Origin of the sequence: Microbispora sp. CA-102843 (assembly GCF_050936215.1) — a bacterium.
In the GTDB taxonomy this organism is placed as follows: Bacteria; Actinomycetota; Actinomycetes; order Streptosporangiales; family Streptosporangiaceae; genus Microbispora.
This window is the reverse complement of sequence record NZ_JBNJNF010000001.1, coordinates 545,729-565,480: the sequence shown is the minus strand read 5'-3', so window position 1 is coordinate 565,480 and position 19,752 is coordinate 545,729. Positions and strand designations below refer to the sequence as shown.

18 protein-coding genes and 1 pseudogene are annotated in these 19,752 nt (G+C 69.8%); 11 read left to right on the top strand and 8 right to left on the bottom strand.

Features of this window, described 5'->3' with window-relative positions; genetic code table 11:
• The first annotated feature begins 4 nt into the window (after positions 1-4).
• Genes ACQEVJ_RS02785 through ACQEVJ_RS02775 form a run of 3 tightly spaced genes read left to right on the top strand, consistent with a single transcriptional unit; the run spans position 5 to position 3,611 of the window.
• Positions 5-1,693: a fatty acid CoA ligase family protein gene (locus ACQEVJ_RS02785; protein WP_433096823.1), complete on the top strand. Its 1,689-nt coding sequence runs from the start codon at positions 5-7 to the stop codon at positions 1,691-1,693.
• A complete protein-coding gene (locus ACQEVJ_RS02780) occupies positions 1,690-2,682 on the top strand; it encodes an NAD-dependent epimerase/dehydratase family protein (protein WP_433096821.1) in 993 nt (330 codons plus the stop codon). Before ACQEVJ_RS02785 ends, ACQEVJ_RS02780 begins: the two co-directional genes overlap by 4 nt.
• A complete protein-coding gene (locus ACQEVJ_RS02775; protein WP_433096819.1) occupies positions 2,679-3,611 on the top strand; it encodes an alpha/beta fold hydrolase in 933 nt (310 codons plus the stop codon). The genes ACQEVJ_RS02780 and ACQEVJ_RS02775 overlap by 4 nt, the downstream gene beginning before the upstream one ends.
• A gap of 46 nt (positions 3,612-3,657) precedes the next feature.
• Here the strand turns inward: ACQEVJ_RS02775 and ACQEVJ_RS02770 are convergent, their stop codons facing one another.
• Both ACQEVJ_RS02770 and ACQEVJ_RS02765 read right to left on the bottom strand, forming a co-directional pair.
• Positions 3,658-4,332, bottom strand: coding sequence for a class F sortase (locus ACQEVJ_RS02770; protein ID WP_433096817.1), 675 nt, complete (start codon positions 4,330-4,332; stop codon positions 3,658-3,660).
• Positions 4,325-4,681, bottom strand: coding sequence for a hypothetical protein (locus ACQEVJ_RS02765; protein WP_433096815.1), 357 nt, complete (start codon positions 4,679-4,681; stop codon positions 4,325-4,327). The genes ACQEVJ_RS02770 and ACQEVJ_RS02765 overlap by 8 nt, the downstream gene beginning before the upstream one ends.
• Positions 4,682-4,863: 182 nt before the next feature.
• Between ACQEVJ_RS02765 and ACQEVJ_RS02760 the strand changes: the two genes are divergently transcribed.
• From ACQEVJ_RS02760 to ACQEVJ_RS02750, 3 genes are read left to right on the top strand one after another with little or no spacing between them, the layout of a single operon-like run.
• Positions 4,864-5,556: a response regulator gene (locus ACQEVJ_RS02760; RefSeq protein WP_433096813.1), complete on the top strand. Its 693-nt coding sequence runs from the start codon at positions 4,864-4,866 to the stop codon at positions 5,554-5,556.
• The gene (locus tag ACQEVJ_RS02755; protein WP_433096811.1) at positions 5,553-7,040 is read left to right on the top strand and encodes an ATP-binding protein; all 1,488 of its coding nucleotides are present in this window, start codon (positions 5,553-5,555) and stop codon (positions 7,038-7,040) included. The genes ACQEVJ_RS02760 and ACQEVJ_RS02755 overlap by 4 nt, the downstream gene beginning before the upstream one ends.
• Positions 7,037-7,585, top strand: a complete 549-nt coding sequence (locus tag ACQEVJ_RS02750; protein WP_433096809.1) for a hypothetical protein — start codon at positions 7,037-7,039, stop codon at positions 7,583-7,585. The genes ACQEVJ_RS02755 and ACQEVJ_RS02750 overlap by 4 nt, the downstream gene beginning before the upstream one ends.
• A gap of 61 nt (positions 7,586-7,646) precedes the next feature.
• Here the strand turns inward: ACQEVJ_RS02750 and ACQEVJ_RS02745 are convergent, their stop codons facing one another.
• Positions 7,647-8,435 carry a hypothetical protein gene (locus ACQEVJ_RS02745; RefSeq protein ID WP_433096807.1) on the bottom strand — a complete coding sequence of 263 codons (789 nt, stop codon included), beginning with the start codon at positions 8,433-8,435 and terminating at the stop codon, positions 7,647-7,649.
• 444 nt (positions 8,436-8,879) lie between these two features.
• Here ACQEVJ_RS02745 and ACQEVJ_RS02740 point away from each other — a divergent pair, with 444 nt between their 5' ends.
• Together ACQEVJ_RS02740 and ACQEVJ_RS02735 are read left to right on the top strand one after the other, a co-directional pair.
• Entirely contained in the window at positions 8,880-9,083 is a 204-nt protein-coding gene (locus tag ACQEVJ_RS02740; RefSeq protein ID WP_139577431.1) for a cold-shock protein, read from the top strand.
• A 217-nt stretch (positions 9,084-9,300) separates the two neighbouring features.
• Complete coding sequence (locus tag ACQEVJ_RS02735) at positions 9,301-10,245, top strand: acyl-ACP desaturase (protein ID WP_433096805.1); 945 nt, start codon at positions 9,301-9,303, stop codon at positions 10,243-10,245.
• 228 nt (positions 10,246-10,473) lie between these two features.
• Here ACQEVJ_RS02735 and ACQEVJ_RS02730 read toward each other — a convergent pair whose 3' ends face one another.
• The 3 genes from ACQEVJ_RS02730 to ACQEVJ_RS02720 form a co-directional block, all read right to left on the bottom strand.
• Positions 10,474-10,962, bottom strand: coding sequence for a DsrE family protein (locus ACQEVJ_RS02730; protein WP_433096803.1), 489 nt, complete (start codon positions 10,960-10,962; stop codon positions 10,474-10,476).
• A gap of 23 nt (positions 10,963-10,985) precedes the next feature.
• Complete coding sequence (locus tag ACQEVJ_RS02725) at positions 10,986-11,597, bottom strand: carboxymuconolactone decarboxylase family protein (RefSeq protein WP_433096801.1); 612 nt, start codon at positions 11,595-11,597, stop codon at positions 10,986-10,988.
• A gap of 73 nt (positions 11,598-11,670) precedes the next feature.
• Positions 11,671-14,286, bottom strand: a complete 2,616-nt coding sequence (locus ACQEVJ_RS02720) for an ATP-binding protein (RefSeq protein ID WP_433096799.1) — start codon at positions 14,284-14,286, stop codon at positions 11,671-11,673.
• 267 nt (positions 14,287-14,553) lie between these two features.
• Between ACQEVJ_RS02720 and ACQEVJ_RS02715 the strand changes: the two genes are divergently transcribed.
• Positions 14,554-14,712: a hypothetical protein gene (locus ACQEVJ_RS02715; protein WP_433113328.1), complete on the top strand. Its 159-nt coding sequence runs from the start codon at positions 14,554-14,556 to the stop codon at positions 14,710-14,712.
• On the opposite strand, the pseudogene ACQEVJ_RS02710 reads toward ACQEVJ_RS02715, so the two are convergent.
• Together ACQEVJ_RS02710 and ACQEVJ_RS02705 are read right to left on the bottom strand one after the other, a co-directional pair.
• Positions 14,672-14,923, bottom strand: a pseudogene (locus ACQEVJ_RS02710) (transposase family protein); the annotation flags it as partial. The gene ACQEVJ_RS02715 and the pseudogene ACQEVJ_RS02710 sit on opposite strands and share 41 nt — an antisense overlap.
• 521 nt (positions 14,924-15,444) lie before the next feature.
• A complete protein-coding gene (locus ACQEVJ_RS02705; protein ID WP_433096797.1) occupies positions 15,445-16,113 on the bottom strand; it encodes a DUF305 domain-containing protein in 669 nt (222 codons plus the stop codon).
• 304 nt (positions 16,114-16,417) lie between these two features.
• Between ACQEVJ_RS02705 and ACQEVJ_RS02700 the strand changes: the two genes are divergently transcribed.
• Together ACQEVJ_RS02700 and ACQEVJ_RS02695 are read left to right on the top strand one after the other, a co-directional pair.
• Positions 16,418-18,202, top strand: a complete 1,785-nt coding sequence (locus ACQEVJ_RS02700; RefSeq protein ID WP_433096795.1) for an LVIVD repeat-containing protein — start codon at positions 16,418-16,420, stop codon at positions 18,200-18,202.
• 122 nt (positions 18,203-18,324) lie between these two features.
• Positions 18,325-18,954, top strand: a complete 630-nt coding sequence (locus tag ACQEVJ_RS02695; protein ID WP_433096793.1) for a hypothetical protein — start codon at positions 18,325-18,327, stop codon at positions 18,952-18,954.
• The last annotated feature ends 798 nt before the right edge of the window (positions 18,955-19,752 follow it).

Below are 19,752 nucleotides of genomic sequence, written 5' to 3'. Positions count from 1 at the left end.
TCCCATGACCACACGGGCGACCCCTCCGAGCGACTCCGGCCCGGCCGAGCCGGCCGGCGAGCTGATCCTCCGCGCCGAGCGCTGGTTTCGCGAGCAGCCCGACGTGATCGCCTGCCAGGTCGGTGGCCGCACCCCGGCGGCCACCACCTACGGGCAGATGTCGCGGTCGGTGGACCGTACCGTCGCGGCCCTCGACAGGGCCGGAATCCGCCCGGGCATGCGTACCGGCCTGCTGGTGCCGCCGGGCCCGGAACTGGGTGCGCTGGCCGTCGCCCTGGTACGGCTCCGCGCGGTACCGGTGCTGGTCGATCCCGGGCTGCCGCTCGACGCGATCAAGCGCTGTCTGCGCCAGGCGGCGCCCGAGGCGTTCATCGCGATTCCCGCCGTACAGCTGGCCAGGAGGCTGCTGGGCTGGACCCCTGACGTCCGCGTGTCCATCACGGTCCCCTCGCGGCGACCCCGCGGCTCGGCGTGGCCGTCAGAAACAGGGCCGTCAGGCGGGCCTGGACGCGGCCTTCGGCGCGGCGAGCCGGGACGGTGGCCCCCCGCCGGCCCCGACGACCTGGCGCTGATCGCCTACACCTCCGGATCCACCGGCCCGCCCAAGGGCGTCCCGCTGCGTCACCGGCACCTGGCCGCGCAGCTCGACCTGCTGGGCGCGCTGGGCACGGTGGAACCGGGAACGCCGGTGTTGTCGACGTTCGCGCCGTTCGCCCTGGGAGCGGCGGCATTCGGGGCGACCGTGGTGATCCCGGACATGGACCCGCGGCATCCGGCGCGGGCCGACCCGGCCGCCCTGGTCGCCGACATCCGGCGGTATCGCGTGGCCGGGATGTTCGCCGCTCCCGCGCTGCTGGACCGGCTCGCGCGTCACTGCGCCGCCCATGATCTGGTACTGGACACGCTTGGCGACGTGGTGTCCGCCGGGGCACCGCTGCCGATGCCGGTGATGGACCGCCTGCGCGGCTGCCTGCGCGACGGCGCGCGCGTGCTGTCGGTGTACGGCGCCACCGAATGCATGCCGGTGGCCGCGATCGAGAGCCGCCTGCTCGCCGAGCACGCCGCGGCCACCGCGGCCGGGGCGGGCACCTGCCTGGGTCCTCCGCTCCCGGGCACCGAGGTACGCGTCATCGCCGTCGGCGATAACCCCATCGACCGGTGGAGTGAGGATCTGGCCGTGCCGCCCGGCAGCATTGGGGAGATCACCGTGGCCGCCCCTACCGTCAGCGACCCCTACCTGGACGATCCGGAGGCTACCGCGCTGGCCCGGATCGGCGATGGGGACCGCGTCTGGCACCGGATGGGTGACGTCGGCCGGTTCGACGAGCAGGGAAGGCTCTGGTTCGCCGGACGCAAATCAGAACGGGTCCGCACCGCCGGCGGCGACCTGTACACCGACCAGGTCGAACCCGTCTTCGCCGCCGTTCCGGGGGTCCGCCGCACCGCACTGGTCGGCGTCGGTCCCGCCGGCGCCCAGCGTGCGGTCCTGGTCGTGGAGTGCGTATCGGGATCCCGGGACAACGCTCCCGTGAAGGCCGACATCCTGGACGTGGCGGCCCGCCATCCGCACACCGCCGAGCTTCGGGAGGTGCTGTTCCACCCCGGGTTCCCGGTCGACGCCCGGCACAACAGCAAGATCCGCCGGCACGAGCTCGCCCTGTGGGCCTCGCGTCGCGTCCGGGCGGACCGATGACGAGGGTCCTGGTGACCGGGGGTGGCGGCTTCCTGGGAGAGGCCGTCTGCCGGCGGCTGGCTGCCCGGGGTGACACCGTGCACGCTCTTCAGCGTCGCCACAGCCCCGCGCTGGCGGCTCTCGGGGTCACCCAGCACCTGGCCGACGTCCGCGACCGCGCGGCGGTGCTGGCCGCCGTCGCCGCATGCGAGGCGGTCGTGCACTGTGCCGCGAAGGCCGGCGTTCATGGACGGGACCGGGACTACGAGGAGATCAACGTGTCAGGCACGCGGAACGTGCTGGACGCCTGTGAGCGCCACGGGGCACGCCTGGTCCACACGTCCTCGCCGAGTGTCGTCCACGACGGGCGGGACCTGGAGGGAGTGGACGAGTCCGTGCCCTACGCCCGCCGTTTTCCCGCCGCCTATCCGCGGACCAAGGCCGAAGCCGAACGGCTCGTCCTCGCAGGCGCCGCGGCCGGGCGGGTGACGGCGGTCGCGTTGCGTCCGCATCTCATCTGGGGGCCGGGAGATCCGCACTTCCTGCCCAGGCTGGTGGCACACCGCCGCCTGCTGTGGCTGCTGGGCGAGACCGACAAGACGATCGACACCGTCTACATCGACAACGCCGCCGACGCCCACCTGCTCGCTCTCGACCGGTTACGTCCTGGCTCACCGCAGGCCGGCCGGGCCTACTTCATCACCCAGGGCCAGCCCTGCGGTTTCGGAGAATGGCTCAACCTGCTGCTGCGCGCCGCCGGGCTGCCTCCGGTGACACGCCGGGCGCCTGTCGGACCGGTCCTGCGGGCGGCCCGGCTGCTGGAGCAGGCTCGCCGGCTGCCGTGGACGCGGCACCTGCCACCGTTGACGTTCCTGGTGGAGCAGGCCTCGACGGCGCACTGGTTCGACATCTCCGCGGCCCGTCGCGATCTCGGCTACCAGCCCCGGATGAGCACGGCGGAAGGACTGGCCCGGCTCACCGCCCACCTGTCCGCGGGGAACACCCGGTGACCGAATTCCCGGACTACCCGTTCACCTCCCGGTGGTTCGCCCACCCGCGTCGCGACGGCCTGCGCCAGCACTACCTGGACGAAGGGGCGGGACAGCCGGTGCTGTTCCTGCACGGAAACCCTTCCTGGAGCTACCTGTGGCGGCGGCCGATCCTCGCGCTGCGCGAGGAGTTCCGTTGCATCGCCCCCGACCACATCGGCATGGGCCTGTCGGACAAGCCGGGAGCCGACCGTTACCCCTACGACCTGGCCGCCCGCGTGGACGACCTGGACGCCTTGATCGAACACCTCATCACCGGCGGCGTTGCCCCCGAACACGGGTGGACACTCGTACTGCACGACTGGGGCGGGCCTATCGGCATGGCCTGGGCCTGCCGCCACCCCGGCCGGGTCGCCCGCCTGGTCCTGCTGAACACCGCGGCCTTTCCCAACCCGCACGGCGAACGCGTACGTCCTCTGCTGCGACTGCCGTTCCGGGTGTTGCGCGACACCCGGCTGGGAACCCGCCTGTTCCTGCGCCACAACCTCTTCGCCCGCGGCGCCACCTGGCGTCCGCTGGGAGTCCGGCGCCGGATGCCCGCTCCGGTGCGCTCGGCGTTCCTGGCCCCCTACGACCGGCCCGAGCACCGCGTGGCCATCCAACGCTTCGTCCAGGACATCCCGTTGCGCCCCGGCGACCCTTCCTGGCCTGTTCTGCAGGACACCGGCACGTCGCTGGCGCAGTTCGCCGACCGGCCCATGCTGATCGCCTGGGGGCTGAGCGACCCGGTCTTCGACCGCGCCGTGCTGGGCGAATGGCGACGTCGTTTTCCCGCCGCCCGGACTCGCCTGTATCACGGCGCAGGCCATTACCTGCTGGAAGACGCCCACGCCGACCTCGTCCCCACTATCCGCTCGTTCCTGCGCACCCCGCCTCGTACCGATGGCTGACACGAGGTTCGGCTCCCGGGCTCTCGGCGTTCGCCGTCCCCGCCCGTCATCGGGTGGTCAGACGGGCGTAGAGGATGACGTTGTCGGTGTAGTGGCCGATCCGGCGGTCGAACACACCGCCGCACGTCACCAGGCGAAGGCCCGCGTGGTCCAGCGGGCCGTACACGCGGCGGGTGGGGAACCGCTTCTTCGGCACCATCTCCACCGACTCGACCACGAACCTGGCCACCGAGCCGTCCGCGCGGCCGACCTCGACGATGTCCCCGGGTCTCATTCGCCCGAGGTCGTAGAAGACTCCCTTGCGGCCCGCGCCGTCGACGTGGCCGAGGATGACCGCCGCCCCGCGCTCGCCGGGGGCCGCTCCGTGCGCATACCAGCCGGCCTCCTCGGGGTGGTCCAGCGGCGGGACCTGCACCGTGCCGTCGGGTTTGAGCCCGAGCCGGCCGAGCGTCACGTGGACGCCGATCTTCGGGATGTCCAGGCGGCGCGGCTCTGACGGCCCGAGCACAGGGCCGCCGGGAGAGGAGATCCGCTCCGACACGGCGGCCGTTCCCCCGTCGACCGTCGCTGTCCGGGCGGCCGCGGGCGGCGGGACCGGAGGACGGTCCGCCGGCAGAACCCCGCAGCCCACGAACACGGCGCCGGTCAGGGCGACGGCGGCGGCCGCCACGCCCAGGGCGCGACGGCCGCCGCCCGTCCTCGGGCCCGGCAGGTCAGGCACCCGCGCGCGACCTTCGGCGCAGCGCCAGCACACCCATCCCGGCCCCAGCGGCAAGAAGGGCGGCGCCCACCGGAACCAGCACGGTCCCGGTGTCCGAGGGGCCGCCACCGGTCTCCGGGGCGCCTCGCGGCACGGTCCGAGGGCGCTCGGCCGGGGCCTGCTTCTCCTCGCTCGGCTGCGCCGGGGCAGCAGACGGCACGGGCGTCGGCTCGTGCGGCGATGCGGGCTTCGGGGCAGGCGAGGGCGCGGCGGCCACCGGTCGGGCGTCCGCCATGGCGGGGCTCACGGGCGCGGTCAGTACGGCGATGCCGAGCACCGAGGCGGCCAGCGCGGTACGGATCAGTCGCATGCTTCCTCCTTGCGCGGCGGCATGGCGGAGGGATCTCCGACCACGCACACCACAGGTCGCTGATCAGGAACGGCCCCGATGCTGGCAGGTGAATGTCCGCCGATCATGATCGGAATGTCATGAGCATGTAATGGATGTCGCCATTCGCAAGAAGAAAAACGGGCATACCGGATACTTGAACGGTGGCCCGGGTGATGCTGATCGAGGACGACCACTCCGTAAGGGAGAGCCTGCGTCTGTCGTTGGGCCGGAGCGGGCACGACGTCGAGGTCGCGCGGACCGGCGAGGAAGGCCTTCGGCGCATGTCCGCCGCCCCCGCCGACATCGTGGTGCTCGATCTGATGCTTCCCGGGCTCGACGGATTCGAGGTGTGCCGCCGCATCCGCGCAGGAGGGCCCACGCCGATCGTCATGCTCACCGCCCGCGGCGACGACCTCGACGTGGTCAGCGGCCTGGAGGCGGGTGCCGACGACTACGTGGTCAAGCCGGTCCGGCCACGCGTGCTGGAGGCGCGGATCCGCGCGGTGCTGCGGCGCGGGGGACCCGTCGCGGCGTCGGCCCCCGCGTCGGCCGGGCCGGAGACCCACGGCGACCTGACCATCGACCGGGGCGCCCTCACCGTGGCCAAGGCCGGGGCCCCGATCGCCCTGCCGCCGACGGAGCTGCGGCTGCTGCTGGAACTGTCGGCGGCCTACAACCAGGTGTTCAGCCGTCAGCAGCTCCTGGAGTCGGTCTGGGAGCTCGACTTCCTGGGTGACTCCCGGCTGGTGGACGCGTGCGTGCAGCGGCTGCGCGCCAAGATCGAGGACGTTCCCGCCAAGCCCCGGTACATCCAGACGGTGCGCGGGTTCGGTTACCGGTTCGGCCCTCTGTGAGGCGAGATCGCGGGGACGGCCGGCTCTCCGGCTGGGTGCGCGGGCTGCGCCCACGGCTGATGATCGTCTGTGTGCTGCTCGCGGTGCTCAGCGCCGTGACCGCCGCCGGGCTGGTGTACCGCCAGGCGCGCGACCTCATGCTGGCCCGTACGGAGTGGTCGCTCGTCAACGAGTTCCGGCTGCGCGTCGCGACGCTCACCGAGAACATGCAGCACCCACCGGACCGGCCGGCGCTGCAACGGCTCGCCAACGGCGTCGCGCCCTCGTTCCTCGATGCGACCGGGGCCGCCGCCTACCAGGGCGGGGGGCTGGTCGCCTCCGGCGACGACACAGGAGCGATCACTTCCGAGCTGCGCCGTACCGTCCTCGACCGCAACCGCCTCTTCTACCAGCGCGTCGTCAGGTCCGGCACGCCGTACCTCGTGGTCGGCACCCCGGTGATGCTCGGCAAGCAGGCCACATCCTCGGGCGTCGAGGTGTACCTCGTAGCCTCCCTCACCAAGGAGCAGCGAGAGGAGGAGCTCCTGGTCACGGCCGCGCGGGACGGGGTGATCCCCGTCGTGCTGCTCGCCGTGGCGCTCGCCCTCGTGGCGGCGCGCGGCGTCCTGCGCCCGGTCCGTGATCTCGACCGGGCGGCGCGCAGGCTCGGCGCGGGCGAGCTGGACACGCGTCTGAAGGTGACCGGCGGCGACGAGCTGGCGCGGCTGGTCGAGACCTTCAACGCCACGGCCGCAGCCCTGGAGGCGAACGTCTCGGAACTGCGGAGCATGGAGGTCCAGGCCCGCCGATTCGTCGCCGACGTGTCACACGAGCTGCGCACCCCGCTGGCGTCCATCCTCGCGATGGCCGACATGTTCGAGGAGGAGGCCGGCCACCTGGAAGGCGACCTCGAGAAGGCGGCCCGCCTGATGAACCTCGAAGTCGGCAGGCTGGTGCGGCTCGTCGAGGACCTCATGGAGATCTCCCGCTTCGACGCCGGTGCGGCGAGGCTGGTCCTGGACGACGTCGACGCGGCGGACGCGATCCGCGCCTGCCTGCGGACCCGCGGCTGGACCGGGCGGGTGGGCCTCGATCTGCCCGCGGACACGCGGATCCGGCTGGATCCGCGCCGGTTCGACGTGATCATGGCGAACCTCGTGGGCAACGCCCTCCGCCATGGTGCGCCCCCGGTCACCGTACGGCTCCGCGCCGGGCCCGAGACCGTCGTCATCGAGGTGCGGGACGCGGGCGCCGGGGTGGACCCGCGGATCCTTCCGTATGTCTTCGATCGTTTCTCGAAGGCGGACGAGGCGCGGACCAGGTCGGACGGAAGCGGCCTCGGGCTCGCCATCGCCCGCGAGAACGCCCGGCTCCACGGCGGCACGATCGAGGTGGCGAATCCGCCGGAAGGCGGAGCGGTGTTCACCCTCACGCTGCCCCGCCACCCGCGGCCGCCCCAGACCGGCCCCGGCGACGCCTCGCCGATCGGGAGGCGCGAGCCGTGATCTTCCGTACCAGCCGTGCGGCCGCCGCCCTCGCGGTGGTCATCATGTCCACGACGGCGGCAGGTTGCGGCATCGCCCCGACCGGCGTCAGGGACGGAGGCGAGCCCGCGGTGGGGTTCCGCCCGAGCACCCGGCTCTACTTCGTGTCGGGCGCGCGGCTCCGGGCCGTGACCCGTCCCATCCCGCCACTCACACTGAAGGAGACTCTCGACCTGTTGCTGGATGGTCCGAGCGCCGACGAGCGCAAACGAGGGCTGCGTACCGACCTGCTCCCCGACGTACACGGGCCGCTGAAGGTCAGCGCGGGCCGGGCGAGGGTCCTCATCACGCTCCCCCCGCCCAGGCCGACGCCGGCGGAGGCGCCGCTACTCCCCTCCACCGACGTCCCCCGTCCCGAGCTGTCGCTGGGCCAGCTCACCTGCACCGCCGCCGGCGCCGTCGCGGCCCGGGAGAACATCGATCCCGACGCGGTCACCGTCGTCTTCCGTGAGCCCGGGATCAGCCGGACGGAGTCGTTCCACTGCTCGGAATTCCCCCGAGGCTAGGGGGTGGCGTCCCCCACCCCGGGCTCCCCGTACGGCAGGAGCCTCGTGCGCGGGAGACCGTCTAACCCTTTCGATCCGGCACCGGGGAGGCCGGTGACTGCTCGTGGGGCAGCAGGTACCGCCAGGAGAGCGTGAAGATCGTCCCCGAGCTGGTCGTGAAGAGCGACCGGTCGTACTTCTGCCCGGCGGGAACCGCCTTGGTGATCGCGCTCACCGCCGCCCCCTCGATGTCCTTCTGCCAGACCGGGTCCACCACGCCTGAAGGCTCCGGAACGCCCTCGGGCCACGGCGACGGCTTGCCCTCCGCCGACGTGACCCCTTCGGCGACCATCCGGACACGGGTGGCGACATAGTCGGTGCCCTCCGCCGCGGCCCGGGTCGCCAGGCCGTCCATCAGCTTCTTCGCGTCCACCAGCTGCTTCGGGTAGAAGTCCGCGAGCTGTTCCAGAGCCGGGACCCGGACCTCCAGCATCTTTCCGTCCTTCCCCCGTATACCGAGGACGGTGTCCGGCACGTCCGTCACCGAAGGCGCGCCTGGCTTCGGCTCGGCGGTCGGCGGTTGCCCGGTCAGGTACTTCTCCATCCGCGCGACTATCTCGCCCGCCTCGGCATCGGTGAGCATCATCTGCCTGCTCGCGTCGACGATCACCAGGCCGTCGCCGTACAGCACCGCCCTCGGCGGACGCAGCGCGTTCATGGTCGGGGTCACGAACCCGCCTTCCGCACCCCACAAGGCGACCGGCTCCGCCGGCCCGTCGTCAGCCGCGGCCGTCGACGTACCCGGTTCCACTCCTCCACAGGCCGCGGTCAGCGCCATCACCGCCATGAGCAGGATCATTCGCAGTCTCATGCCTCACACCACGTAAGCACCCTCACCTTGGTTCATCCTCGTGCGGCCCCGTTCGGGTCGCCCCAAGTCCCCACTGGCCTGGGTCTCCGCGTTCCTGGCCAGACAAACGGCCGCAGCCGGCGTTACTTCCGGATCACCGACGAGAGCCAGGCGCTGGTGGAGCTCAACGCCCAGGACGTCCGGCAGGTCCCCGGCCGGTGGACGGGCATGAATCTTCGGGAGGCGCGTGCGGGGTTTTGCGAGAGAGTGGCGCGGGAACTCGTTGTGGCGTGTAGTGTCGCAAGTAGAGGTTGTGTCGAAGTCCCAGTATGCGTTAAAGCGCTTGCGGAGTTATGACAGCGGGCGTTACCGTGCGGAGCCGAGGCTTTCCCAAGGCGGTCGGTCGCAGCAGCCCGAGGATCACATCCGTGACACTCGAGATCGTCTCATCAAGGAGAAAGCATCATGGCTCAGGGAACCGTCAAGTGGTTCAACGCCGAGAAGGGCTTCGGCTTCATCGCCCCCGACGACGGCACTCCGGACGTCTTCGTCCACTACTCGGCCATCGACGCCGGCGGCTACCGCTCGCTGGAGGAGAACCAGCGAGTCGAGTACACCGCGGGCCAGGGCGCCAAGGGCCCGCAGGCCGAGCAGGTTCGACCGCTCTAAGCAGCGCTTCGCGCCGCCGATACCGGGCCCACTGAAATGTGGCCCGTGATCCGACGGAATCCGGCCCCGGGCTTCTCACGGAGTCCCGGGGCTTCGTCATGCGGACGCACGATCTTCACCGAGGGACGGTCACGACGGCGCGTTGGCAAGCGATCAGCCAGCATACCTACGCTAGCGTAGGTTACGTTTTGATAGCTTGCAGATCCGGAGGCCTCAGATGCCGAACACGTCTCGCCCGCTCACCCAGACGGAGCTTCTCGTGGAGCTCGAACCCGTGGTCGGGCGAGAGCTGGACCGCCACCTCGCAGTGGCCAGGGAGTGGTTCCCTCACGAGTTCGTCCCGTGGAGCGAGGGCCGGACGTTCGACGGGGTCCTGCAGGGCGAGGCCTGGTCGCCGGAGGACTCCTCGATTCCCGAACCCGCCCGTATTTCGCTTGTCGTCAACCTCTTGACCGAGGACAACCTGCCGAGCTATCACCACGAGATCGCCACGACATTCGGCAGGGACGGCGCTTGGGGCACTTGGGTGCATCGGTGGACAGCGGAGGAGGGCCGGCACGGGATCGCCATCCGCGACTACCTCACCGTCTCCCGGGCCGTCGACCCCGTCGCTCTGGAGCGGGCCAGGATGACCCACATGCAAAACGGCTTCGCCACGGAGTACGACGGCATGCTCCAGCAGTTGGCATACGTCTCGTTCCAGGAGCTGGCCACCCGGGTCGCCCACCGCAACACCGGGAAGGTGTCGGGAGACCCGGTCTGCGAGAGGTTGCTCTCGAGGGTCGCCGCTGACGAGAACCTCCACATGCTCTTCTACCGGAACCTCCTCGCCGCCGCGTTCGAGCTGGCCCCGTCGCAGACCATGCGAGCCGTCACCGATGTCGTGACCTCGTTCCAGATGCCGGGCCAAGGCATGGAGGGCTTCGCCCGCAAGTCCGTGACGATCGCCATGGCGGGCATCTACGACCTGCGCCAGCATTGTGACGAGGTTCTGACACCGGTGCTGCGACAGTGGAAGACCTTCGACATTGAAGGTCTCGACGCCGAGGGGGAGCAGGCCCGCGAGGAGTTGGCGGCCTTCCTCGCCAAGCTCGACGTGGCCGCGACCCGCTTCGAGGAGCGACGGGACGCCCGGCGGGCGAGGGCCGAATCAGTGTCGTAGCGAATGGGGCGCCTGTCGACACGGCCGCGCCGGGAATTCGCGCTGTGCCGCGGGAGGCGGTTCGAGCGAAAACAGGGCAGGGCCGAACGCTTTTCAGCTGTGGCAGTCGCCCTGTCTGTCACCTATCCGGGATCCGGGGATGGAGGGCGCTTGCTGGCGCCCGGCGTACGCCTCTGGCGGAGGACGTTGCCGTCAAGGTCGCCGTCGGCATCAGCAGCAGGGAACTCGTCAGTAGCTGAAAGTGGTCGCGCCCTCGTCGCCGATCCACTGCCACATCGGGATGGTCCCTCCCAGTTCCGCGCCCGCGATGAGCCGCTCCCTGTCGAGCGCGCGCGCCTCGAAGCAGATCGGGCAGACGAAGTATCGCCCGCCTGCCTTGGCGTACCGGGCTACGAGGTCGGCCAGTGGAGGACAGCCGTCACATGCGACTGCGGTGGCGACGCCGTCCAGGGCCAGCCGGGTTGCTTCCTTGGTGAGGAACATGAGCGTGGGACGGCCCTGCTCGGCCGCGCCGAGCGCGACCAGGAACGCCACAGTGACCCGCTCAGGGTCCTCCAGTCCGGTCGTCAGGCTGATGACGGCTTTTCCGGCCATGATCTTCTCCTTGTCCTTCGTCGAGAGCGTGTATCGGTGCCAGTGAGTCAGGGAGCGGTAGCGGTCCACCACGCCGTCGGCGAACCTGCCCGCTCGGTGCCGGGGACAGTTGGTGGAAGCCATCGGGACATCCAAAGCGGATTGAGCTACGAGCGGCCTGCGTCGCCCCGCTGGCGTGAAAAGGCATCATCGGTTGCCCCGACGGCCGCCCGGACATCTGGGGGCAGCTCGCGGAAGACCGGGTCCGGGACGGCACCGACCGCGGACAGGATGCCGCTGAAGAACCGGCGCAGACAGACGGCGAGTACGATCTGGAAGATGTCGGCATCGGCCAGGCCGTGCTCGCGCAGGACCGCGATGTCCCCCTCAGTCACGCCGGCGGGATCGGCGGCGACGCGGTCCGCGAAGTCCATGGCCGCCGCATCCACCGGCGCCAGCCCCGCATCGTGATGGTCTGCCATGATCGCCTGCAGGGCCACGTCATCGTAGAACCGCTCAAGCAGCGCGGCCGCGTGCGCGAGACCGCAGTACGTGGAACCGAGGCGACGGGCGGCCGTCAGGGTGACCAGCTCGTACCGGCGCGGATCCATACCGGCCCTGACCGCCTCCCCGAGCCGCAGCCATGCGTGATAGACCTCAGGCTGCAGCGCCAGCACCCTCAGATAGTTGGGCACGTATCCCCGGACGGGCCGCTCAGCTTCGTAAAGGGGTGATTCGCCAGGTGTGTTGAGATAGCTCGGTGTGCTGAGATCACTCATGTCTCCCCCTCGGGACGGCATCTCAGCGCAGAACGGTAGGTCCTCGCGGCGATCCGCGATTGGGGAGAATTCCCTATTTTGCGGGCTTCCGGACTAGGTTCAGCCGGTGCGCCGCAGCAACCGCCTGGCCCCGGTTGGCCACACCGAGCTTGTCCAGCACCGCGGAAACGTGGTGGTCGACGGTTTTGACCGACAACGACAGGTGACCGGCTATCTCGGCGTTGGACAGCCCTTCGGCCAGCAGCGCGAGCACCTCCGCCTGGCGCAGCGTAAGGCCGCCGGGGTTGGCGGCCGTCGTCCGGCGAGGGCCACGCGGCACCTGAGTGAAACCGCGCCTTCTCAGCTCCGCCCGCAACCGCTCCGCCACCCGCGTGGCCCCCAGCTCGTCCAGGACCCGCAAGGCTTCGGCCGCAGCGCCCTGATCACCGCCCGCCAGTGCCTCGACGCGCATATACGCCGCCCCGCGCCGCGCCCACTCCGCAGCCGCGCCGGCCCAGTCTTCGTCGATCATCATCTGGTACGGCCGGGCCCCCGCACCGGGCAACCCGGCATCCCCGGCCCGCCACAACCGATAGGCCAGCTCCCCGATGTACACCGAATGGTTCGCCCTGACGGCCAGGTCCAGGCCGTGTCGGGCCTCCTCGGCGGCACGCCTGGCATCGCCGTACAGCAGGAAGTACTCCGAGCGGGCCGCCGCCACCGGGCAGACCCGCTGCACCTCACCGGTGCGTTCGGCCTGGCGGGCAGCCTCGTCGAGCGTGACCCGCGCCTCGCGTTCGCCACGGGCCGCCTGAATCCGGCCCCGCGCCAGCAGCGCGGGAACCACGGCGACCCCGGCTCGGACCGGCCGATCCAGTGCCGCGTCCGCATCGGCCAGAGCGCCGGCCCAGTCACACCGCACCAGCCGCACCCCCGCTCGCACCCCGAGCAGGTACTGGACGTAGCCGTCGAGGTCCTGTTGAGTGGCGTACGCCAGCGCATGTTCGACCGCCGGTGCGGCGGCTTCGTACTCGGCCAGTTGCACCAGCGAGGTCGCCAGGTTGACGAGTGCCCGGGCGGCGTGATCGGCCAGCCCGAGGGTTGAGGCGCGCTCGTGCACCTCCCGCAGCGCCGTAGACGCGGTTTCGTCACCGCCCGTGAGGCGGGCGGTGCTCACGTTGATCTCAGCGTGGACGGAGGTCTCCACATCCCCCAGCCGAACGGCCAGGGTTCGCGCCCGCTCTCCCCACGAGACCGCCGCCTCCTGCTCGCCCGCAAGCATGTGCAACTGGGACCGGTTGCTGTAGGCCATGGCCAGTTGCCGGCCCGGCAGCTCGGTCTCGAGGACTGTGATCGCCCGCACGGCCGCCTCCCAGGCCTGCCCCGCGTTCCCCGCCCACCAGGCCAACCGAGAGATCCAACGCAGGTTCTCACCGACCTGTTCGGGTTGCCGCAGATTCTCCCGTGCGGCCAGCGCCGCCCACCGGGCCTGCAATCCCTCCTCGGCCAGCCCGGCCAGGTATGCCTGGAACGCGTAGGCCTCCAGCAGCTCGGCCTGCTGCTGGGCCGGTAGCCGGTCCGCGTACACGGCCGCTGAGCGATAGTGTGCCGTCGCCTCTCGATGGGCGCCCTGCCGGGCAGCGCCGGCCCCCGCCACCTGCCCGTACCGCAGGACCGCGGCCTCGTCCCCCGCTTGCGTAGCGTGGTGAACCAAGCGGCCCGGGTCGACCCCGGGGACCCCGGTCAGCACGCCCAGCACCCGCCGGTGCAGCGCGGCACGGCGCGCGGGCGGCAGCGCGTCCTCCACCGCACTCCGCAGCAACTCGTGACGGTACGACACACCGTCACCGGACGGCACGAACACCCCGGCGTCGACGCACATGTCGACCAGGTCCGGCACTCCCCCCACGACGGCGGCGTCGGCGCGAGTCGGGATCACCGACACCAGGTGGGCCAACTCCCGGGCGGGCCGCGGCAACAGCCGCAGCCGGTCCAGGACAAGGTCCTGCACGGTGGCCGGCACCGCCCGCCCCTCCGCCTTCAACAGCTCGGTCACCAGCAACGGGTTGCCGCCGGACAACCGGTAGACCAGCTCCGGATCCCGCCCGGTCCGGTATGCCTGATCCGCCACGCACTCCCGCGACAGCGGCGACAGCGACACGCGTCGCGTGATCGCGCCGGGCAGGGTCGCAAGGGCGCCCCGCAGCGGGTGCTCGGCACCCACCTCATCGTCACGGTAGGTCACCACGAACAGGACCGGCATCCGACCGATCCGTCGGCCCGACCAGATCAGCCAGTCGAGTGTGGCCTCGTCAGCCCAATGGACGTCCTCCACGACAACGACCGGGCGCGGGCGCTGCGGCGGGCCGGAGATCTCGTCGAGAAACGCCGTGAAGAGCTCCTCCTGCGCGGCGCCGGCGTTCAGCCGCTTGGCCAGGACACCTCGGGTCTGGCGGCCGATGTCGTGCAGGGGACCAAGGGCCCGTGGGGTGATCAACCGGTCGCAGCCGCCCCAGAGCACCCATGCCGCCGGCCCGCATCGCCGGGCGAACTCGGTCACGAGCACGGACTTGCCGATCCCGGCCTCACCGGCCACCACCGCAACACGACCGCCGCCGGCGCTCTCACGCAGAAGATCGCCGAGGAGATCCAGCGTCCCGGAACGCTCCCACAGCTCCATGCGAACGATAGTAAAGTCGTCATCGCTCATCTCCGAAGCTCCTCTATGAGCTGGTCGGGGAGATGATCAGGCCAGCCCGTACGCCCAGGCAACCGGCAACACAGCCAAGGCAGAATGGTCAGGTGGGTGCGGAATGGGATCACATGGTTTCCGCCGGGCTTGTCGGCTTGCTGTAGCGGGCGAGCATGGCGGTCTGGGACGTCTCGGGGAATAGCCGATGAGCAGGTCTCCTCTGGCCGTCGACCCGTCGCTGAAGGTCGCCCTGACCTGGCCATGGTCCTGAGTTCCTATGCCGTGTTGGACGAGGTCGTCGGGCAGCCCGTCGGCCAGGCGTTCCAGCAGGCGGCGGCGAGAGATCGTCTTGGTTATGAAGCCGTAACGGTCGGCCGCGTGGGCAATGTTCGGGGTCGCCCCTTTATCCTGCTTCTCCGGTTTGAAGGACGTGAATGGCTTTGACGAGCTGACCTGCTCGTTTGGGGCAGCAGCGTAGTTTCCGGAGGATGCGCCAGCTCTTCAACTGCGCATTGGCCCGCTCGCCGGGACCGCGGAGCTTGGCGTGAGCGGCGTTGGCGGCCTTCTGCCCGACGGGCTTGCCCCGCCCCTTATAGGGCACGCGTACTGGCTCGCGGCCGATGTAGCCCTTGTCGGCGAGAGTAACCAGACCGGCGACTTTCGGACGACGGCACGTGGATCGCAAGATCGTCTACTTCCGTCCCACCCCAGACTCTCGGGATCGATGAGCGTGGTCAGCCGTGCGAGGCCGGCCCGCTCGATCAGTTGCCGACCAAGATCACGCACTGTTCTCGGGACGGCCGGTAACGCGGACATCCGCGACCCTGGGACGAACAACTCGACCCGGCGAGCAGCACGCGGGACCCGGCATGCCCAACAGCAGGGAGGGCGATCCAGCCGCATGCATCGTTAACTCCCGGAACATTCATCGGAGAGAATCCGCCTCCCCGACCGCTGTATCCGCACTATGGCATGGGTGTTCCCTCCCGATCACGCTATTTCGCAGGTGAAAGATTCACTGGTCGAATTCTTGTGGTGGCGCCCCGGCTGGTAATGAGGTCTCTCGCTCCGTTGCGTGTTGGCGGGTTTCGTGCGACCACCGGCGCGGCGAAGTTCACGCCAAGGACGGCAGAGCCGGATCGAGGCCACCAGGCGTGTACAACCGGCCTGGCCGGGTCATTTGGGGGAGGTGACGCCCATTTCGGCCAGGAGCTTCTGCATGCGGTCGACCTCGATGCTCTGGTCCGCGCCGACGTGTGTGGCGTAGATGTTGATCTCCGTTTCCTGGCCGCCGTCGCTGTTGAAAAGCTTCTCCACCATTTGAAGCGCGCCCATGTGGTGAGCGATCATGTATTTCACGAAGAGCCGGTCGAACTCGGCGCCGTTGGCCTTCCTCAGTTCGGCGAACTGCTCCTCGGTCAACATGCCGGGCATGAGCTCCCCGTCGCCCGTGCCGGAATGATCGTGGTTCGCGTCCGGCACCGTCTGGCCCCGGTCCTGGAGCCAGCGCCGCATCAGCGTGATCTCGTCCTCCTGGGATGCCGCGATCCGCCCGGCTATCAGCGAGATGTCCCTGTTCGTGCTGTGGGTGGGGACGAGCGCGGTCATCCGCAGCGCCTGGGCGTGGTGCGAGATCATCCCCTGCATGAAGAGCACATCGGCGGCGGTGATCGGAATGTTATCGGCCCGTGGCACGGCGTCGCTGGACAGCACCTGTACGGGTTTTCCTGGCGCACCCGGTTGGACGACCGCGGGAGCGGCCGGTGGCTTGGGAGTCTCCGCGGTGCATCCGGCAATCACACCGGTGACCAGCGCGAATGCGCTCAGGTACCGCAATGTGGGCAACGAATTCATTATGTGGAACCGCTTCCGATTGCTGGGGATGCCTGTCCGGAACAAGTAGATATGTATGGGTATAGAACATCAACATCCTTTCCGTTACAGTTCGCGGGAACCACCAAATGGATCTCCCCCCAAGCCGGCGTCGCGCAGAGGCACCGGTCAGGTCCATGGTCGTCCGTCGGTGATGGATCAAATCGGGAGGAGATGCCAGAAAGAAGGGAAGCGGCCCGTGAGAAGTAGCCGTACGGCGCGTGGGGGACGTGCTCGACTACGCAGGCTCGGGATGATCGCCGTGGGAGCGTTGTTGGTGGGCTTGCTGCCTGCCACCACGGCGATGGCGGCGTCCGACACCGATCCCCGGATCGGTCTCGGCGCGGGATGGCTGGACGCCCAGACGGCCATCAGTGGACTGGAAATGACCGCGCACCGGGACAAGCCCGAGGGCTTCGTGCAGCCCTCGAACCCGGGGAACAGCTCGTACGCCAACTCCGACATGGCGTTCAGCGGTAACTATGCCTTCGTCGGCAACTACACCGGCTTTAACATCTACGACATCTCCACGGGCGCCAACCCGGTGCTGACGACCTCGGTGATCTGCCCGGGCGGGCAGGGCGACCTGTCGGTGTACGGGAACCTGCTGTTCATGTCGGTCGAGGAGACCCGCGGCCGGATCGACTGTGGCACGCAGGGAGCCAGCGGCACGGTCAACCCCGATCGCTTCCGCGGCGTCCGTATCTTCGACATCAGCGACATCAGCCACCCGGTGCAGGTGGCGGCGGTGCAGACCTGCCGCGGCTCGCACACCCACACGCTGGTGACCAGCAAGAACGAGCCGGAGAACGTGTACGTCTACGTCTCCGGTACCGCCAGCGTGCGCTCCGGCCAGGAACTCGCAGGCTGCGCCAACACGGCCGCGACCGATCCGAACACCTCGCTGTGGCGGATCGACATCATTCGCGTGCCGCTGGCCGCCCCGCAGAACGCGGCGGTCGTGAGCCAGCCCCGGCTGTTCGCCGACCGGGAGACCGGCGCCATCAACGGCCTGCAGAACACCCCGCCCACGCCGCAGCACCCCTCTGGCAGCAACTGGTCGCCGTCGCCGGTCACCAACCACTGCCACGACATCACGGCGTACTCCGAGCTCGGGATCGCCGCCGGTGCCTGTGCGGGTAACGGCATCCTGCTCGACATCTCCGACCCGGCCAACCCCAAGCGGCTCGACGAGGTCTCCGACCCGAACTACGCGTACTGGCACTCGGCCACCTTCAACAACGACGGCACGAAGGTCGTCTTCACCGATGAGTGGGGCGGCGGTTCCGCCGCGCGCTGCCGGGACACCGACCAGCCGTCCTGGGGCGCGAACTCGATCTACGACATCGTCGACGGCAAGCTGAAGTTCCGTAGCTACTACAAGCTGCCGGCGCCGCAGACGACCACGGAGAACTGTGTCGCGCACAACGGGTCGCTCGTCCCGATCCCCGGCCGTGACGTCATGGTCCAGGCCTGGTACCAGGGCGGCCTGTCGGTGTTCGACTTCACCGACTCCAGCAAGCCCAAGGAGATCGCGTTCTTCGACCGTGGCCCGGTCAGCGCGACCTCGCTGGCGCTCGGTGGCTTCTGGTCGGTCTACTGGTACAACGGCTACATCTACGGTAGTGAGATCGCCCGTGGTTTCGACGCCTTCAAGCTGACGCCGAGCCAGTTCCTCAACAGGGCCGAGATCGACGCCGCGGAGTCGGTGAAGCTCGACAGGTTCAATACGCAGGCCCAGCCGAAGCTGACCTGGCAGCCGAGCACCCCTGACGTCCCGCTGATCGTGTCCGCCTCGTCCCGCTGCGTGGGGACGTCGGCGTACGTGGCCGTGACGGCCGTCAACGACGCCAACGTACCGGCGAACGTGACGCTATCGACCCCCTACGGTTCCAAGACCGTGGCCGACGTGGCCCCGGGCAAGCAGGCGTACCAGTCCTTCACCACCCGGGCCGGGCAGATCCCCGCGGGCGCGGTGACCGTGAAGGGGACCGCGACGATCGGTGGCAAGCAGGTCACCTCGTCCTACGACGCCACCTACACCCTGATCAGCTGCGGCTGACCGGGCCGGCCGACGGTAGCCACGGCGGATACGCCTAGCCGCCCGAGGACACCGCCTTAGTAAACCGGGGCCGGTCGGCCGATCAGCCGACCGGCCCCGGCCCCCATAAATGGAGCGATCACATGAAACCCAAGAGAACTACCCAGATACTCACCGCGTCGGTGCTCGGCCTCGCTCTTCTCGGCGTGGCCGGTCCCGCGATGGCGGACGACGACCCCGGCAACGGCATCGACGTGTCGGTGAACATCGAGCCCATCCGCACTCCCGGTCAGCTGTCGATGACCGTCGCCGACAACAACGGAGTGGCCCTCACGGAGAACGGCTCGGATGCCGCCGCCCGCCAGTTCACCGGCACCCTGCCGACGGTCACGGTGACCGACACCCGCCTGCCCGAGGAGATCCCCGCGGGCGAGTTCTGGGCGGTGGTCGGCCAGTCCAGCCAGTTCACCGCGACCGGCGACTCCGCCAAGACCATCGGCCCGGAGTACCTGGGATGGAAGCCGCGCCTGCTGAGCGACTCCTCCACCGGGGCGGTGTCGGCCGGTGAGCCGGTCTCCAGTGTCATCTCCGACGGCACCGGAGCCCCCACGGTGGGTCTGGAGGGCCAGGAGCTGCTCGCGTCGATCGCGAACTCCGCCGACGAGATCGGCACCTCCCAGGTCAACGCCGACCTCGCCCTGCGCACCCCGGTCGACGTCGCCGCCGGGGAGTACCACTCGACCCTGACGCTGTCGCTGTTCAACCAGTCCTGAGCCGGAGGCGGGCCCAACCGTCCGCTGGCGCGTGCGGGACGTGTGCGAGCCTGGTACACGTCCCGCACGGTCATGGAACCCCTTCGCCGCGGGTTCGGTCGAGGTGACCTACACCGTCGCCAACATCGGCAATGTCCGGTTGGCCCCGGATGCTCGGGTCCGGACATCGACGTTCGTGGGGGAAAGCGGCGACGCCGCCAGCGCATCGGCAAGCTGGTCGAGCAGCGGCTAAGGTACGCCTCTCGGGCGTGAGCAACCGACGCACAGCAGCGACGGCGGCCCGGGTTTCGACAAGCCCATGGACAAATCTCTCGGAAGTCTCGCCTGCACCAACGCCGGGACGGCGAGCGCCTGGCCAGGACGTCGAGCGCCGTGAGCGACTCGGCCGCGGGCACCGCGCGTACAACACGAGGTGGTCACGGCTGATGTCGAGATTCACGCCACACGGTCTCCGCGGCGCCTTCCCGGGAGCGGGGTACGGAAGAGATGCCGGTGACCTGCTCAGCGTGCGGCCGACCGTCTTCGAGATGCTCGTCCTGCCGGCCGAGTGTCCTGATCGGTGCTCACCAGGGTGCCGGGTGCGGGCTCCAGCTTTCGCCACCTACAGCGACGACGCTTCCGACCTCTCACAGATCCATACACACCCGATCACGGGGCAAAAGCGCTCATGTATTTTCTGCAGCGGGCTGCTAGACGTTAATCGGTAGAGGCGTGGTCGTCAGCGTTGCGTCAAAGCGAAACAAAAACGCCCCGGAGCATAATCGCTCGGGGCGTTTTGGCTGTTCATTGGTGGTGGTC